This is a genomic window from Litoreibacter sp. GN1-5 (assembly GCF_055693805.1).
This window is the reverse complement of sequence record NZ_JBVFUP010000001.1, coordinates 39,841-57,499: the sequence shown is the minus strand read 5'-3', so window position 1 is coordinate 57,499 and position 17,659 is coordinate 39,841. Positions and strand designations below refer to the sequence as shown.

Annotated in this window: 12 protein-coding genes and 2 pseudogenes; 6 read left to right on the top strand and 8 right to left on the bottom strand. The window is 54.9% G+C overall.

Going from position 1 to position 17,659, the window contains the following annotated elements:
- The first annotated feature begins 86 nt into the window (after positions 1-86).
- From ACZ1HF_RS00270 to ACZ1HF_RS00255, 4 genes are all read left to right on the top strand, one after another.
- Complete coding sequence (locus tag ACZ1HF_RS00270; protein ID WP_472655631.1) at positions 87-1,229, top strand: alpha-hydroxy acid oxidase; 1,143 nt, start codon at positions 87-89, stop codon at positions 1,227-1,229.
- A gap of 98 nt (positions 1,230-1,327) precedes the next feature.
- Complete coding sequence (locus ACZ1HF_RS00265) at positions 1,328-4,768, top strand: pyruvate carboxylase (RefSeq protein WP_472655630.1); 3,441 nt, start codon at positions 1,328-1,330, stop codon at positions 4,766-4,768.
- Positions 4,769-4,827: 59 nt separating this feature from the next.
- Positions 4,828-5,208: an MAPEG family protein gene (locus tag ACZ1HF_RS00260; protein WP_472655629.1), complete on the top strand. Its 381-nt coding sequence runs from the start codon at positions 4,828-4,830 to the stop codon at positions 5,206-5,208.
- Between the two features lie 70 nt (positions 5,209-5,278).
- Positions 5,279-7,111 carry a M3 family oligoendopeptidase gene (locus tag ACZ1HF_RS00255; RefSeq protein WP_472655628.1) on the top strand — a complete coding sequence of 611 codons (1,833 nt, stop codon included), beginning with the start codon at positions 5,279-5,281 and terminating at the stop codon, positions 7,109-7,111.
- 90 nt (positions 7,112-7,201) lie between these two features.
- Here ACZ1HF_RS00255 and ACZ1HF_RS00250 read toward each other — a convergent pair whose 3' ends face one another.
- The 4 genes from ACZ1HF_RS00250 to ACZ1HF_RS00235 form a co-directional block, all read right to left on the bottom strand.
- A complete protein-coding gene (locus tag ACZ1HF_RS00250; protein ID WP_472655627.1) occupies positions 7,202-7,378 on the bottom strand; it encodes a hypothetical protein in 177 nt (58 codons plus the stop codon).
- Between the two features lie 394 nt (positions 7,379-7,772).
- Positions 7,773-8,753, bottom strand: coding sequence for a Gfo/Idh/MocA family protein (locus ACZ1HF_RS00245; protein ID WP_472655626.1), 981 nt, complete (start codon positions 8,751-8,753; stop codon positions 7,773-7,775).
- Positions 8,754-8,840: 87 nt separating this feature from the next.
- The gene (gene rpoH, locus ACZ1HF_RS00240; RefSeq protein ID WP_472655625.1) at positions 8,841-9,737 is read right to left on the bottom strand and encodes an RNA polymerase sigma factor RpoH; all 897 of its coding nucleotides are present in this window, start codon (positions 9,735-9,737) and stop codon (positions 8,841-8,843) included.
- A gap of 174 nt (positions 9,738-9,911) precedes the next feature.
- On the bottom strand, positions 9,912-10,943 hold the full coding sequence (locus ACZ1HF_RS00235; protein ID WP_472655624.1) for an RluA family pseudouridine synthase: 1,032 nt from the start codon (positions 10,941-10,943) through the stop codon (positions 9,912-9,914).
- Here ACZ1HF_RS00235 and ACZ1HF_RS00230 point away from each other — a divergent pair.
- Positions 10,942-11,232: a DUF6476 family protein gene (locus ACZ1HF_RS00230; protein WP_472655623.1), complete on the top strand. Its 291-nt coding sequence runs from the start codon at positions 10,942-10,944 to the stop codon at positions 11,230-11,232. The two genes, ACZ1HF_RS00235 and ACZ1HF_RS00230, sit on opposite strands and share 2 nt — an antisense overlap.
- Before the next feature lie 11 nt (positions 11,233-11,243).
- Here ACZ1HF_RS00230 and ACZ1HF_RS00225 read toward each other — a convergent pair whose 3' ends face one another.
- Together ACZ1HF_RS00225 and ACZ1HF_RS00220 are read right to left on the bottom strand one after the other, a co-directional pair.
- Positions 11,244-11,711 (bottom strand): DUF1203 domain-containing protein, encoded by a 468-nt coding sequence (locus ACZ1HF_RS00225; RefSeq protein WP_472655622.1) that lies wholly within the window; start codon positions 11,709-11,711, stop codon positions 11,244-11,246.
- A gap of 155 nt (positions 11,712-11,866) precedes the next feature.
- Positions 11,867-12,397: a cold-shock protein gene (locus tag ACZ1HF_RS00220; protein ID WP_472655621.1), complete on the bottom strand. Its 531-nt coding sequence runs from the start codon at positions 12,395-12,397 to the stop codon at positions 11,867-11,869.
- A gap of 386 nt (positions 12,398-12,783) precedes the next feature.
- Between ACZ1HF_RS00220 and ACZ1HF_RS00215 the strand changes: the two genes are divergently transcribed.
- Positions 12,784-14,469, top strand: coding sequence for a hypothetical protein (locus ACZ1HF_RS00215; protein ID WP_472655620.1), 1,686 nt, complete (start codon positions 12,784-12,786; stop codon positions 14,467-14,469).
- 12 nt (positions 14,470-14,481) lie between these two features.
- On the opposite strand, the pseudogene ACZ1HF_RS00210 reads toward ACZ1HF_RS00215, so the two are convergent.
- Positions 14,482-16,538 (bottom strand): annotated as a pseudogene (locus tag ACZ1HF_RS00210) (capsular polysaccharide biosynthesis protein).
- Positions 16,528-17,639 (bottom strand): annotated as a pseudogene (locus ACZ1HF_RS00205) (polysaccharide biosynthesis/export family protein). The pseudogenes ACZ1HF_RS00210 and ACZ1HF_RS00205 overlap by 11 nt, the downstream one beginning before the upstream one ends.
- Positions 17,640-17,659 lie beyond the last annotated feature (20 nt).

The following is a 17,659-nucleotide window of genomic DNA, read 5'->3' as shown; positions in this document are numbered from 1 at the left end:
GAAGCGACAGGAAGGAAAAGGCTTGTTCTTATAATGTTCCGACCAATTTACTGGACAAGCCAAGCGTTTGCTTTGACAAGCAAAGGATGGACGACCATGCAACCTATCCGGCGCTCAGTGACCTCAAAGCCCGAGCCTACAAACGCATCCCGCATTTCGTTTGGGAATATCTCGACAGCGGCACCGGGTCCGAGGCGACGCTACGGCGCAATCGGGGAAAGCTGGATGCGGTCCTGTTCAAGCCCTCGATCCTGCATGGCGAATTTACACCAGACCTTTCGACAGACCTGTTGGGCGCACAATACCCTTTGCCGTTCGGCATTGCCCCTGTCGGTATGTCCGGCCTGATCTGGCCGGATGCTGAAAAGCTGCTGGCCCGTGCAGCGCGCCAGCTTCAGGTGCCCTATTGCCTGTCGACCGTTGCCACCCAGACGCCCGAGGATGTCGCGCCGCATCTGCCTGAAAACGCATGGTTTCAGATGTATCCCCCGCGCGATCCTGAAATCCGTGCCGATATGATGGGTCGCGCCCGAAACGCAGGATTTCACACGCTGATCCTGACGGTAGATGTCCCCGTCGCCAGCCGTCGCGAACGACAAACCCGAGGCGGCCTGACCCAGCCGCCCAAGCTGACACCCCGCCTTGCCATTCAAGCCGCCCTGCGCCCCGCTTGGCTAAACGGCATCCGACGAACCGGAATGCCCCGGATGAAGATGATGGACGGCTATGCAGAGACCGCGAAGCTGGACAAGCAGACCCGGTCTACCACCGCCCATGTGGGCTATATGTTACGGACATCGCCCGATTGGGATTACCTCAAAACGATCCGGGACGAGTGGGACGGCCCGCTGATCGTCAAAGGTGTCACGCAAGCAGATGATGCCGCGCGACTGCAAGATGAGGGCGTTGATGCGCTTTGGGTGTCGAACCACGCAGGCCGTCAGTTCGACGCAGCCACCGCCACGATAGAATGCCTGCCGCATGTGCGCGCTGCGACAAGCCTGCCGGTCATTTTTGATTCTGGCATTGAGACCGGGCTCGACATCTTGCGCGCAGTCGCGCTTGGCGCAGATTTCGTCATGCTTGGCCGCCCCTGGCATTACGCTTTGGGCGCATTGGGTGCGGATGGCCCAGCGCATCTGGCTGATATTCTTAAAAAGGACATGGAGTCTAATATGGGCCAGCTTGGTGCCAAAAGCCTGAAAGATCTCGCCAGCAGACTTCTTTAGGATCTGGCGGCAATGCGCTTTGGCGATGCATAACCAGTTTACCTCATTACAAAAACTTCATAACTATGCTGCAACTGCAAAACAGGGATGGGTCCGATATGGCTGACTTCCAGAAAATCCTCATTGCCAACCGCGGCGAAATAGCAATCCGCATTATGCGCGCGGCCAATGAGATGGGCAAAAGAACCGTCGCAATCTATGCCGAGGAAGACAAGCTGGGGCTGCACCGATTCAAGGCAGATGAAGCCTATAAGATCGGCGAAGGGCTTGGGCCGGTTGCAGCCTACCTTTCTATTGAAGAAATCATTCGCGTCGCCAAAATGTCGGGTGCGGATGCGATCCATCCCGGTTACGGGCTTCTGTCCGAAAACCCCGATTTCGTAGACGCTTGCGTCGCAGCCGGGATCACATTTATTGGCCCCAAGGCTGAAACCATGCGCGCCCTTGGCGACAAGGCGTCTGCGCGCAAGGTCGCTATCGAGGCAGGTGTTCCGGTTATTCCCGCGACCGAAGTTCTTGGCGACGATATGAAAGCGATCAAAAAGGAAGCGGCCCAGGTGGGTTATCCGCTGATGCTCAAAGCTTCTTGGGGCGGCGGCGGGCGCGGGATGCGGCCAATTTTCAGCGAAGATGAGCTAGAAGAAAAAGTACTGGAAGGCCGCCGCGAGGCCGAAGCGGCCTTTGGCAATGGCGAAGGCTATCTGGAAAAGATGATCCGGCGTGCCCGCCACGTAGAGGTCCAAATTCTGGGCGATAGCCATGGGCAGATTTACCACCTTTGGGAACGCGATTGCTCGGTCCAGCGCCGCAATCAGAAAGTGGTGGAACGCGCCCCTGCCCCATATCTGTCAGGTGCGCAGCGCGAGAAGCTTTGTAATCTGGGCAAGAAGATTTGCGAACACGTCAATTATGAATGTGCAGGCACCGTCGAATTTCTGATGGATATGGACACTGGCGAATTCTACTTCATCGAAGTCAACCCGCGCGTACAGGTTGAACATACGGTGACAGAGGAAGTCACAGGCATCGATATCGTGCGCGCGCAAATCCTGATTGCCGAGGGCAAATCGCTGATTGAGGCAACGGGGTGTGCCTCTCAATATGATGTCAAGCTGGATGGTCACGCGCTGCAATGCCGGGTGACGACAGAAGACCCGCAAAACAATTTTATCCCCGATTACGGGCGTATCACCACCTATCGCTCGGCTACCGGCATGGGCATTCGGCTGGATGGTGGCACGGCCTATTCCGGCGCTGTGATTACACGTTATTACGACAGCCTTCTGACCAAAGTAACCGCATGGGCTCCCACGCCCGAAGCCGCCATTCGCCGCATGGACCGCGCCTTGCGCGAATTCCGTATCCGCGGGGTCAGCACGAATATCGCCTTTGTCGAAAACCTGCTGAAGCACCCGACATTTCTGAACTACGAATACCACACTAAATTCATCGACGAGACGCCAGAGCTTTTTGATTTCAAGAGCCGCCGCGACCGGGCCACGAAAATCCTGACCTATATTGCTGATATCACGGTGAACGGTCATCCCGAGACCGAAGGCCGCCCCCTGCCCGCCGAGGCACGTATGCCCGTAGCGCCACCCCGTCAGTGCGAGACCCCGCCTTACGGCACCCGCAATATTCTGGAGGATCACGGCCCCCAGGCCGTCGCCGACTGGATGGGCGATCAAAAGCATCTACTGATCACCGATACCACGATGCGTGATGGGCATCAGTCGCTTTTGGCGACGCGGATGCGCTCGATCGATATGATCCGGGTGGCACCCACTTATGCGTGCAATATGCCGGGACTGTTCTCGATGGAATGCTGGGGCGGGGCTACATTTGATGTGGCCTATCGTTTCCTGCAGGAATGCCCGTGGCAGCGATTGCGCGATTTGCGTGCCGCGATGCCCAACCTTCTGACACAGATGCTGCTACGCGCGTCAAACGGGGTGGGCTATACGAACTATCCTGACAATGTGGTGCAGGAGTTTGTGCGACAAGCGGCCGAGACCGGGGTGGATGTGTTCCGCGTCTTCGACAGCCTCAACTGGGTCGACAACATGCGTGTTGCAATGGATGCGGTTCTGGACAGCCGCAAGATTTGCGAGGGTACGATCTGCTACACAGGTGATCTTTTGAACCCGGACCGGGCCAAATACGACCTGAAATACTACGTCGAAATGGGTAAAGAGCTGAAAGCGGCAGGCGCGCATATTCTAGGGCTCAAGGATATGGCTGGGTTGATGAAACCTGCCTCAGCCACAGTCCTGATCAAAGCACTGAAGGAAGAGGTCGGCCTGCCAATCCATTTCCACACACATGACACGGCTGGCGTTGCAATTGCGACGATTTTGGCGGCTGCAGAAGCGGGCGTTGACGCGGTGGACTGCGCAATGGACGCGCTTTCGGGCAATACCTCGCAGGCGACTTTGGGCTCCGTCGTTGAGGCACTGGCCCATACGGACCGGGACACAGGGCTCGACATCAAAACCGTGCGTCAGATCAGCGATTACTGGGAAACAGTGCGCGCGCAATATGCCGCGTTCGAATCTGGCATGCAGGCCCCGGCCTCTGAGGTGTATCTGCACGAGATGCCCGGCGGTCAGTTTACCAACCTCAAGGCGCAGGCCCGGTCCGTCGGCCTAGAGGAACGCTGGCACGAGGTCGCGCAGACCTATGCGGATGTGAACCAGATGTTTGGTGATATCGTGAAAGTCACGCCGTCTTCCAAAGTGGTCGGTGATATGGCGCTTATGATGGTGTCGCAAGGCTTAACGCGCACGCAGGTCGAAGACCCAACGGTCGAGGTCGCCTTCCCCGATAGCGTCATTGATATGATGCGCGGAAATCTTGGCCAGCCCCCCGGCGGCTGGCCCAAAGCCATTCAGAAAAAGATTCTGAAAGGTGAAAAGCCCATGACACATCGGCCCGGCGAGAACCTGCCCCCTGTTGATCTGGAGGCCACACGTAAAGACTTGTCTGACCAGCTTGACGGTATGGACGTCGATAACGAGGACCTTAATGGCTATCTGATGTATCCAAAGGTTTTTCTGGATTATATGGGGCGCCATCAGACCTACGGGCCTGTGCGGACGCTTCCAACACGCACGTTCTTTTATGGAATGGAGCCGGGCGAAGAAATCAGCGTTGAAATTGATCCCGGCAAAACCCTTGAAATCCGCATGCAGGCTTTGGGTGAAACCAACGAGCTGGGCGAGGCCAAGGTGTTCTTTGAGCTCAATGGTCAACCCCGTGTGATCCGGGTGCCCAATCGCAAAATCGCGTCTGCCAGTGCACGGATGCCGAAGGCAGAGGCTGGAAACCCAAATCATATTGGCGCGCCGATGCCGGGTGTGGTGGCAGCAGTCGCAGCTCAACCCGGCATGAAAGTGACCGCAGGCGATCTGCTTTTGACCATTGAAGCCATGAAGATGGAAACTGGCATTCACGCAGAACGTGATGCGGTGGTTAAGGCCGTCCACGTCGCCCCCGGCGCACAAATCGACGCGAAGGATCTCTTGATTGAGTTAGACTAAGCGCGAATTTTCCAGGAAAATTCAATGTCCCAGAAGGCAGCATTTTTGGAAAGATGGTCGTGATTGCACCGATTTACATAGGGCTGTTGGGCTTACTCTATATTGCGATCTCAATGCGGGTGATCAGCAGACGCATCTCTGAGAAGGCTCTCTATGGCGATGCCGGAGATCGACAATTGCGCCAATATGTGCGTGCGCATGGAAATTTCGCGGAATATGCGCCGATCTTGTTGATCCTGCTACTGGGGTTGGAATTGCAAGGCACCCCTGGATGGGTGTTGCATGTGTTCGGCATAGCAATGCTGGTCAGTCGTGCTACGCATGCTTGGGGAATATCGCAGATGCCGGAGCCTTTGGCGATCCGTCAGGCGAGTATGCTCATAACATTTACCCTAACGGCACTTATGGCCTTGGGAAATCTTGCGCTTGCAATTTTTTGAACGCTTAGCGCTTGAGGCTTTGGAGGGGGCAGCTTAGGTATCAAGAACAGCTTTGAAAAAGGATTGCCCAATGCGTTTTGATTTGCCATTCACCCTGCCCCAGATCGCCTATGACGCACAGGACGGTGGCAGTCCATTTGGTGATTTGCCGGAATGGGATCTCAGCGATCTCTACCCAAGCCCAGATGCGGCGGAATTCAAGCGCGATATGGATTGGTTGGAACAAGCCTGTGCGGAGTTTGCCAAGGATTATGAAGGCAAGCTGGCAGGGTTGTCCGCGGCCAAGATGCTCGACTGCGTCAAACGCGAAGAGAGGCTTTCGATGGTGGCGGGGCGCATCATGTCTTATGCGGGGCTACGCCATTACCAGAATACGGTTGATGCAGACCGGGCCAAATTTATGGCGGACGCACAAGACAAAATCACCGGGTTCACCACCCCACTGGTGTTTTTCTCTCTGGAGTTCAACGCAATAGAGCAAAAAGCGTATGAGACGCTCTTTGCCTCTGATCTCGACCTTGCGCGCTACAAGCCCTATTTTGACCGGATGCGGGCGATGAAACCTTATCAGCTGTCTGATGAGTTGGAAAAGTTTTTACACGACCAATCTACCGTAGGCTCTGCCGCGTGGAACCGGCTGTTTGATGAGACCATTGCTGGTTTGGAATTCCAGATCGATGGGGAGGTTTTTGGCATTGAAGCAACGCTGAATCTGCTGACCGATCCTGACCGTGAACGCCGCGAATTGGGCGCGCGGGAATTGGCGAAGGTCTTTGGCGAACAGGTAAAATTGTTCGCGCGGGTTCACAATACCTTGGCAAAAGAGAAAGAAATCGAGGATCGCTGGCGGGGGATGCCCACGCCTCAGACAGGTCGGCATCTGTCAAACCATGTGGAGCCAGAGGTTGTGGAGGCTTTGCGCAACGCAGTTGTCGCAGCATACCCGAAGCTGTCCCACAGGTATTATGAGCTGAAGCGCAAATGGCTTGGGCTGGACAAGATGCAGGTCTGGGACCGCAATGCGCCATTGCCAATGGAAGACACGGCATTGGTTGATTGGGACACGGCCAAGACAACCGTTTTGGACGCCTATAGCGATTTCGCGCCAGAGATGGCTGATCTAGCCAAGCCGTTTTTCGACAAGGGCTGGATTGATGCTGGCGTGAAGCCGGGCAAGGCGCCGGGGGCGTTTGCGCATCCCACGGTGACAGATGTGCATCCTTACGTGATGCTCAACTACCTTGGCAAACCCCGCGATGTTATGACCTTGGCGCATGAATTGGGACATGGCGTGCATCAGGTGCTGGCGGCAGGGCAAGGCGAATTACTGTCCTCGACGCCTTTGACCTTGGCTGAAACCGCATCGGTCTTTGGCGAGATGTTGACCTTCCGAAAGCTCTTGGATGCGTCTGACACACCTGCACAGCGCAAGGTGCTATTGGCGGGCAAGGTTGAGGATATGATCAACACGGTCGTGCGCCAAATCGCGTTCTACGATTTTGAATGCAAGCTGCACGACGCACGCAGCAATGGCGAGCTTACCCCGGATGATATCAATGCATTGTGGATGTCGGTGCAGGGCGAATCTCTTGGACCGGCATTCGAATTCATGGACGGTTACGAGACCTTCTGGGCCTATATCCCGCATTTCGTCCATTCACCGTTTTATGTCTATGCCTATGCGTTTGGTGACGGTCTGGTGAACGCGCTTTATGCGGTTTACGAAGAAGGTGGTGCTGATTTTCAAGACAAATATTTCGAAATGCTGAAAGCAGGCGGCTCGAAACACCACAAAGAGCTGCTGGCCCCCTTCGGACTGGACGCGTCTGACCCGAAATTCTGGGATAAAGGTCTGTCGATGATCTCGGGGATGATTGATGAGCTGGAAGCGATGGAAGGCTGAATGGGTCAGCCTAAACTAACATAGTGTTTGAATAGGAAAGACATGAGATGGCGGAGCTTAAGGTGTCAAAGCGAAGCCATCCGGTGTCTCTTATCTGACGCTGCCTGTGTGGTGATGGCGTTTTCCATGGTCCATAACATCGGCAAGGATGACATGTAGTTGCCATAGTGGCGATGCTTCCGGTCTTGCGCGGCGATTGGCAGCTTGGTGCATCCACAGATCAATATCGCCAGCGTCCATGATGCGGGTGTTTGCAGTAGTGTTCATAATTTCCCCTCCAGTAACAGAGAGACCCTGATCTCTCTCAGCTTGTCTTAAAACAGGACAAAATGGTCACTTCGGGGAGGAATTGGGGCCATTATAGGAAACGATTGTTTCCAGATGCCACAATTGGCCCGCAACGCTTGCGCGCGGAGTATAGAGTGTCTCTTGAGGGAAAGGCAGGCCGATCTTTACCAAGACCTGTTTATAGAAATAAGGCGGCGCCGCCGGTTGCGGTAATGCCGGACAGGGTTTTACCCCCGCATCTTGTGGGGCAAATACCCCGTCATGCATGATTATTCAGATGCCCCCAAAGCGCGGGTGCCAAACCGGTGCGGGATCCAAGAACCACGATTTTCGACGTCGGAGGCGTTTTTAGCCGCAAGGGGTTTAGGAAGCGTTAGACCTGCGTGCGGTGCTTGTCTGCCGCATAGACCGCATCGATCATGGCCTGCGTGCCTTTGGCGTCCTCAAGGCTCCATGGAAAATCCGCGCCGTCACGCACGGATTTGCAGAAGGCCTCTACCTGATGCACATAGTGATTGTCGGTCGGAAACCGCTCAGTACTGATGTTCAGGCCGTTCCGGTGCAATTCAAACCGGGCCACGTCATAAACATTCGCGTTGAACGGAGCAGTCAAACGAATAACGCCTTTATCGCCATGAAAGGTGACTTCCTGATAGGGGTGCATCCGGGTCGAGATATAGGCCGAATAGCTGGCATGTTCGAACTGCGCGGTGAAGCGGCTCATCACATCAACGTCGTTTTGCCAATCGATCTGAGCGCTGATGTTCGTACCTTCATGCCCCGTCACATAGCGTGCGCAGCCGGTGGCGTAGACGCCGATATCAGGCAAGGCCCCACCGCCCAGATCAGCGCGGTTGCGGATGTTATGCGGGTCACGGTTGTCAAAGGTAAACGCCACGGTGATATGAGCCAGCGCGCCGATGGAGCCGCCCTGAACCAGATCGCGCACACGTTGCCATTGCGGATGGTGGACGATCATATACGCCTCGGCTGCCAGAAGGCCTGTCTCATCGCGCAGCGTGATCAGGCGGTCTATCTGGTCCGCTTGCATCGCAATGGGTTTTTCGCAAAGCACATGCTTGCCGGCTTTCAACGCCTTTTCCGCCCACTCCACATGCATCGTATTCGGCAGGGGGATGTAAACTGCATCAATCGCAGGATCGGTCAGCAGATCGTCATAGCTGTTGTGCAGACGCAGATCAGGGCAAAAGGCCTGAAACGCGCTGGCCTTATCCGGGTTTGACGTCGCCAGTGCCGCAAGACGTGCGCCCCTAGCGCTGTGAATGGCCGGACCCATATGTTCTTTGGCAAAGTTCGCCGCGCCAAGAATGCCCCAGTTGACTGTGTTTGACATGATGTTTCTCCGGTTTTAACCGGACGGTAACCCAGAAAAAAACCCGCCGAAAGGGCGGGTTTTGCAGGTTTGAAAGAATGCATTGGGTCAGGCGTCGACCAGCATCCCTTTTTCTTTCGCCAGATCGCGCATGCGTTTTTGCAACTTCTCGAAGGCACGAACCTCGATCTGACGGATGCGTTCGCGGCTGACACTGTACTGACCTGACAGTTCCTCTAACGTGACAGCTTTTTCTTTCAGGCGACGCTGAACCAGAATGTCCTTCTCACGATCATTCAGCACGTCCATTGCCTCGGCCAGCAATTCGCGGCGGCTTTCCAGCTCGTCCTTTGCTTCATAATCCGAGGCCTGATCGGCATCTTCGTCTTCCAGCCAATCTTGCCACTGCGCCGTACCTTCGCCATCCGAGGACACAACCGCATTCAAGGACGCATCCCCACCCGACAAGCGGCGGTTCATCGAGATCACTTCGTCTTCGCTCACATTCAGATCATGGGCGATTTTTTCCACATGCTCCGGCCGCAGATCGCCATCTTCAAGCGCACCAATGCGCGATTTTGCCTTACGAAGGTTGAAAAACAGCTTCTTCTGTGCAGACGTGGTGCCAAGTTTTACCATGCTCCAGGACCGCAGGACATATTCCTGAATCGATGCCCTGATCCACCACATTGCATAAGTCGCAAGGCGGAACCCTTTCTCGGGATCAAACTTCTTGACCGCTTGCATCAAGCCAACATTGGCTTCCGAGATTACCTCGGCCTGCGGCAAGCCATAGCCGCGATACCCCATGGCGATTTTTGCCGCCAAACGCAGGTGTGACGTCACCATCTTATGGGCTGCGTCCGTATCCTCGTTTTCGACCCATGCTTTGGCCAGCATGTATTCTTCTTCAGGCTCCAACATCGGAAACTTGCGGATTTCCTGCAAATATCTGCTAAGACCCTGTTCCGGCGATGGAGCCGGCAGATTACCGTAATTTGCCATACATTGCCCCTTCTAGTGTTTATTCGCTTAACATTAATTATGAACGACACGGTTCAGTTTCAAGATTTCCGGGTGGTTTGCCGATGATAGAGTGCGAAACACTTAAGAAAATAAGGCAAAATCAGCCGGAAATAACCGTTTTAATGTTATTTTCACATTAATATGTGTTTTGTTTCAAGGTCTCAATACGTTCAACATCCTCTGAAAGTCCGGCGGCAAAGGCGCTTCGAATTGCATTATTTCCCCCGAAACTGGATGTTCAAATCCCAATGTGGCCGCATGAAGGGCCTGCCGAGGGAAGGCTTTCACCGCATCCTGCGCGGCTTCTGACAAGGCTGTTTTTGTCAATTTGCGCCGTCCGCCATAGACCGGATCACCTACCAACGCATGGCCCGCATAGGCCATATGCACCCGGATTTGGTGGGTGCGACCTGTTTCCAGCCAGCATTCCAGCAGGGACAACACCGGCGGCGTACCAAAGCGCTGCAAAACGCGCGCGCGTGTAATGGCGTGGCGACCGGCATTCTTAACCACTGCTTGTCGTTGACGGTCAGTCTTGTGTCGCGCCAGATTGGCATTGATCCGCAGGATATTGCCCGCCTCGAACCCAACACCGGCAAGCCCTGTCAGGCGGGGATCAGCGGCATCCGGCACGCCGTAAGCCAGCGCCAGATAGTGGCGCTCAACGGTGTGTTTTTCGAACTGCTTGGCAAGCCCGTGATGGGCCACGTCAGATTTGGCGACCACCAGCAGGCCCGAAGTGTCCTTATCGATCCGGTGCACAATACCGGGGCGCTTTTCGCCCCCGATACCTGACAGAGTATCGGCACAATGATAGAGCAACGCATTGACCAACGTACTGGTGGGCGATCCGGGGGCCGGGTGCACCACCATCCCCGCTGGCTTGTTCACCACGATCAGCGCGTCATCTTCATAGATCACATCAAGCGGTATGTCCTCGGGCTGTGCTGCGATCTCTTCCGAGGCAGCGATGGCGACATCCCAAACCTGTCCGGCGGCTACCTTGGCTTTGGCGTCCATGACCACCTGTCCGGCGTAGGATACGGCCCCTTCGGCAATCAACCGGGCCAGACGCGACCGGCTGAGCGACGCATCTGCTGGTGCGCTCTCGGCCAATGCCTTATCAAGGCGCGCGGACGGATTTTCTGATATTGTAATCCGCACAAGATGCAAAGGGTCTGACATGGATAACGCTCCGGGTGACGAGCCCGCCAATCTGAAGTTTCTACGGCGGCTGGTAACAACCCTGACCGCGGTGATGATCCTGGGCCTTGTAGTGCTGATCGGGCTGGTTGTCATCAGATTGCAGGCCCCTGCCCTGACTTTACCTGACAGCATCACCCTGCCCGACGGGGCGGTTGCCACGGCTTTCACCCAAGGCACCGAATGGTATGCGGTTGTGACAGAAACAAACCAGATCCTGATCTACGACCGCACCACCGGCACATTGCGCCAAACCGTCGAGCTTGAGTGATTACACCGCCTTTATGGCTGGCCAGCGGTGATCCTTGTCAAAAAGCAATTATTCCGGGCCGAGCGAACATCAACATAAGCAACCTCACCGCGGCCAAAAAGCATGTTTGCGTAACCTTCGATCTGATCTGATGGCGTTATCTGACCCGTGCCATAGATAATCCGATGATCTGCGCCATAGGCTTTAAGAAGGTAGTCCGGCGACGTGGTCAGAATTGGCGGGACATCATCGCCCTTATGAGGCGTGCAGGCATCTGCACACAGGAAAATCGGGCCAGTTTCAGCATATGCATCAAGCCCCGGAAAAGGTCTTGCCGCAAGGATAAGCATCGCAGCGCCTTTGGGGATATTTTCAAGGCAAGATCGACAGGGCTTACCCTGCCCGTCTGACAAGGCATGTTCAGCAGGGTTGCCATAGACATCCACACCATCCGCGCGGATATGATCGACATAGGTTTGATCGTAGGGAAAAAAGCGCATTACAACAGTTCCAGTTATAGAAAAGACACCTCAGTCTTAACCGGACCACCTGAACCGCGCGACCCGGAACGTGCTGAATGCATCTGTTGATAGACGACGATCTGTATGGAAAGACCGTTGAGATTGAGTGATAATAGACTGCAGGATATCTCAGGCTAGGGCTGAGACGCTCTAAAATCCCACGGGCGAACTTCCAGAGCAATTTTGCCCCGCTCACCATCGGCGATGCGCAGGCTTACAGCTTCACCTGGTTCGACCGTGGAATACCCACAGGATTGCAGGACTTGGGCATGGATGAAGATATCATCTTCTTCCCCAAACGCATTGGCAAAGCCAAAACCCTTAACGTTCTCAAACCACTTGATACGTGCCGGCGTCAGGTCGCTTGCAGTGGCATCACCTGCTTCTGACAAAACGTGTATGCTATCTGTTTCCGGTTCAGGCGGCTCTACCGAATAGAGCTTCGTCGCCTGAAGTCCCCGGTCGCCGCGACGCACACTGATCCGCACAATACTGCCCGGTGAGACCGAGCTTTGCCCGAAGCTTCGTATAATATTGGCATGCAGCAGGATATCTTCGTCAGACTCATCGCTGACGACAAAACCAAGGCCGCGTTTAATATCAAACCATTTCACGCAGCCAGTTACGATTGGTGCGCTTTTCGAAAGTTCTACAACTTGGGTCATCGGTAACACTCTTTAGGTTGGCGGCCTCCTGAGACATGTCATGCACAGCATTCAGGGCTTTAGTATGACAACTCTCAGACAAGACATTTAAAAACGATACTTCCAAAGCGATAATCCCACCCCGGATAAGCCCAAACAACGATGATACGGTATGATACGTGTAATTTTGAAATAATATCATTTATTAACAAAATCTTAAATACCTTGCGCCATCAGAGAATCTGGCTTCGCGGCGGTTTGGAAACCTTACCTTCGAAGCTTTGTTGTAGCGAAAATCGCATTCGCACGGGCTGTCATCCCTTGCCGATCTTCTACCTTGAAGAAAATTATTCACGCACTGCAGCGGGTAATGCTATGATGCTTATTGTGTGTTGTGGAGTAACGGTTTGAACGAGGGAAAAATAAGGACTTCCCTGTCCAGAGTGTTGGAGTCTGGTGGCTTTAAGGCTGCTTCAGTTCTTCAGAAAATACTCAACTACGTTGTCATTGAAGAGCTAGAAGGGCGTGGCGATCATCTGAAAGCATACTCCATTGGCGTTTTCGCTTTGGGTAAGCCAGACACGTTCGACCCACAGACAGATCCCAGTGTGCGTACCAGCATGGGCAGGCTTCGGTCAGCGCTCACACAGTATTATGCCGATGAAGGCGCGGATGATCCCGTCAGAATTGTAATCCCGAAAGGGACATATCGCCCCGTTTTCGAGGAAGCGACTACATCCACAACTTCCCTACAGCCCCAAAATGCAGCGGTTGTCCCACAGACCAGATGGGTATCTCGTCAGATGCTGGTAATCGGGCTGTTATGTTTGGTCGCAATCGGATCGGCAATCACATCATATCTCTATGTTACGCGTCAGGACAGCACGGCGATACAAACGCCAAACAACTCTATGTCCATCGTTGTTGCGGTCCGTGATTTTGAACCAGCGGACGATCGTAGCGAATCGTCTGGTCTTGTGAGAGAGCTGCGCGCAATCTTGTCGCGGAATAAAGCCATCGCAGTCATTTCATCCAATGCGACAGAACCAGACGCGACCGCTCTGCAAGCTGATTTTACCGTAACTGGTAGCGTTCAAGCCTCAGACACAGGAAAACGCGTTTCCATTGAGCTGAGCAATGCCAAGACAAGAACGGTCGTTTGGGCCCGCGTGTTTGAGGCGATCCCGGATCAGATCAGCGAAGACCGGACAAGAGCGGTCAGCGCCATCGCGCGCGAACTGCGTGTCCAGATATTCGGGGCTTCCAAAATCGCGCTGGAGTCCCGTGATCCGAAGACACTTTCCGCTCAGCAACTCTTTATGATGGCGACATGGGTGCCGGGCCCGGCCACGAATGCAGTGAATTGGGAACAGGAGCGGATTGACCTAGCGCGGCTCGCTATCCGGAAATCCCCTGAATTTGGCGCGGCCTATTCGGTGTTGGCAGACAAGCTGGCTTATCTTGCGAACATGAACGGCCCCTCCAACACAGAGGCTGCATTGCAGGAAGCGCGAGACAGTGCGCGCCGGGCGATGGAGCTTTCCGCATCTGATGTAAATGTCGTTTTCAATGTTGCGCAATCCCAATGGCATCTGGGTCGTATAAGAGAAGCGACAGCCACGATGCAGCGTGTCATTGAGCTGGACCCCAGCCATACGCTGGCACGGTTCCTGGACGGCGTCCTGCCCTATACATGCGCCGCTGCGCCGGATGACGTTGTCGAAACGGCAATCATGTTTGACCAATCCCTGTCCAGCGACAATCCGATCCGCTGGCTGACACTGACCTGGATCGGATGGCTCCATGCTTACCGAGATGAATATGAACTTGCGCTTGAGGCCGAAGAACGTGCTGCGCAGATATTCCAGGTCCCCTATACGTTCATGCGACACGCGATGCTGCTCAGCAAACTGGGGCGCAATGATGAAGCAGCCGATTTGATCAGGTCACAAAAAGACAACTGGCCTGATATTGATCCCGAACATTTCTCTGCGGTAACGATCCCAAGGCTATGTCAGGAATTCGATGGTGCGGCCAAGTTTATTGGCTATTACGAAGATCTGACGGACGCTATGAAAGGCCGGCTTGAGTGAGGTCCACGAATTTCACCGCCACAGATAGGCATAGCTGGAAAATACCCCCTGTGCTTTGGCCAAAAGCCGGTTCGCCGCACTACGTTTGGGAATATCCCCCTTGCGCAGCCGGTCGATAATCACTTCAGGCGGGCAAGGTAGCTGGGTGACGGGATCAAAGTAACGCGGATACCCGATAAGTGTTGCGTGGGTCAGTTGATCCAGCGTGGGACGGGCGTCCCGCCAGACAGGTGTGTCCACACGGTCATCCGTCAGACCCCATCCCGCATAAAACGGGGCGCCATAGCAACTGACAGGTAAGCCCCGCAAAAGCGCCTCGAAGCCAAGCAGTGACGTCATGGTGCAAACCCGGTCACAACGGCTCAGCAGGGCATTCGGATCGCTTTGTTGGGCGACAAGATCGGCAGCTTTTGCGTCGATTGCGCCACTGCGCAAACCCGCCTCCACATCAGGGTGCGGTTTATAAAGGATGAATGCGTCCGGGTGATCATGCCTGACGGCTTCCAGCAGTGCAGTGTTGGTTTTGATACTCTGCGTTCCAAGGTGGATAGAGGCGTCATCTTCAACTTGTCCCGGAACAAGTATGACTTCGCGTTCGCCCGGATCAAATGCTGGCACATCACCGTCGAGATTATATTTCGTAATGCCCGCTTGGAGGATGGCGCGCCGCAGACGTTCTGCCCGGTAAAGCTCGGCTTCCGGCAAAGCCAGAGACGCGGCAATCAGACCATCCAGCTGGCTCCGGCGCGTTGCATCATAATATATCCCCTGATCATCTGTGACCAAAGACAGAGGCGCAACGAGATCAGCCCCAAGACCGCGCGATCGCAGAAAGCCATCCTCGACACGCAGAAGCGGAATATCCTGATCCAGTGCCTGACCCGCAAGGCCCTGTGGTTCCTGACTGGCCCAGACCAGAAGCGATTTGTCCTTGGCAGCCGTCACAGCCTTGGTCTGATTTGAGACGAATTGCACAGTTTGCCCGGATTGCCCGAACATCTTTTGCAAAGGTCCGCGCTTCCAGAGCCGCATGCCAAAGGCAACATGGCCAGTATGATCCTGCCTGTAGGCACGCGCTTGTGCCTCTAACGTGGCGATCACATCCTCAATCTCGCAAAGCTGATCGCGGTAAGGATCGTACCAATGGGGATATTGGATCATGGCCAACCCGAAAAGTTGCGCCCGTGTCAGTTTGCGCTCGCGGCGTGCCACTGGGAAACGGTCATCCGTCAGACCCCACCCGCCATAAAACGGCTGGCCAAACACAACGGGGCGGTGATCCGCCAGGATAGCTTCAAAGCCCATGCCTGAACTCACCGTGTACACCGCAATTGCGCCTTCCATCAGCGCATAGGGCGAAACAGGCTCGGTCAGCAGCGTGATCAAATCACTTGTATGCTCGGGCCCGTAATGGCCGGGTCTATGACCGGCGGTCGTATCGGGGTGCGATTTGATCACGATGCGCGCACCGGGATGCTCTTCCTGCGCGAAAACCAGCATCTCCAGAAAAAGCGCTTTGTTGCCACCCCCATATTTAACCGATGCGTCGTCTTTGGTCTGATCAAGCACCAGAACGTAGCCCGGTTCGGGCAGCGGGGCGGTCAAGGGGTAGGCATTGTATTTTGAGATATGCAGGTGTTTCAGGCGCGCCATTGCATCACGGGCGCGGGACAGAATGGCACCGTCATCAACCGGACCCGTCGCCAGAAGCGTTTCCAGATCAGAGGGCCCAGAGCTATCAAAGTAAGGGCGTTGGTGGTCGATGGTCAGCCCAACTGGCGGCTCCCCGAGCGGCCGGAACGGACCGACCGCAAAAACGCATCCTCCACATGAACAAGGCTTGCATCCGTGTAGTCAGCAACCGCCTCGCCGCGACCGGAGGTGGGGCTTTTGCCCCAGACCGCGATCTTGTCGCCTTCGCCTGGTTTGCCAAGGGTCAGGTCATAGCCGGCAAGCTCCATGATCCGGCGCACGCGCGCTTGCTGCAGAAAACCCGCATTGAAGTAATAGAGCCGCTGGCGATGTTGTGCGTCCCCTGAAGGGTCTTGCGGTATTACGTTAGCCACCATCACCAATAGTCGTCGCGGCATCAACAGATGCAAGCGAACCCGTCAGCGCCGAGATCGTCTTATCCCATGTGACAAACGGCGCTTCGGTGACATAGATTGTGTCCCCATCGCGGATTTGAAAATCACGGGCGTCGAACATGCCGGTAGGTTCTGTCAGATCAAGTACATAGGCAAAACGCTTGTGGCCGTTAAGGTCAGTGCGCCGTAGAACTTTGTTGGCAATATGTGCGGGCTCATCGCGGAACACGAATATACCTTTCGGGTCCGCAAGGGAGGAACTTAGCCCACCAACTTGTGCTAATGCTTCAATCGCAGAAAGTTCCCGCTTGAGAAAATCGACACGGCTTTGCGTGCCTGTGGCCCCAAGTACAGTAAATGTCCGAGTGTCTTCTTCCACAAGAACGCGGTCCTGACCGCGCAGGGCAATATCAAGCTGCGGGTTTGTGTACAGATCCTCGAACCAGATTTTGCTGCGTTGCCCCCCCGAAGGACAGTGATCTGTGCGACTTCCGGCTCTATTGTAATGCCACCGGCGCGCGCCAGCATGGCAGATAGTTTACGTGTTGGTCTGTCGATTGGATACACGCCCTGCGCGCCAATACCGCCGACCAGCGAAACAGTTGCACCATCACCCGCCACACGGTTTACACTGACCTGCGGATCAGGGGTCTGGGTGTCCAGCTTACCGGTGATTACACGGCGCAAAGCCTCAGGTGTATTTCCAGCGGCTTTGATGCGACCCGCATAGGGCACAAAGATGAAGCCATCACCGTCAACCTGTACTTCTTCAAGAACTGTCGCGCTGGCACCTTCCGAAGTTAGCAGGCCATCATCAACATTTTCCCAAACGGATAGGCCCAGAACATCACCGGGCCTGATTGTATCAGAACCCAAAACGCCCGCATTCAGGAATTCGCGTGAAAACCCAAGGGCAGGTTGCAAGTTTGTGGTTCTGGTCACGTGATTATTGACCGCAACGACGAACGCATCGCCAGATTTCTGGACAGAGCCAGAATAAATCTCACGTTTACTGGGCCCCGAACGTGGTAAACCACACGCCGCAACCGCAGTTATTGTCAAAAGCAGAGTGCAAATACGCACACTCTTGGAAACTCGCCTAT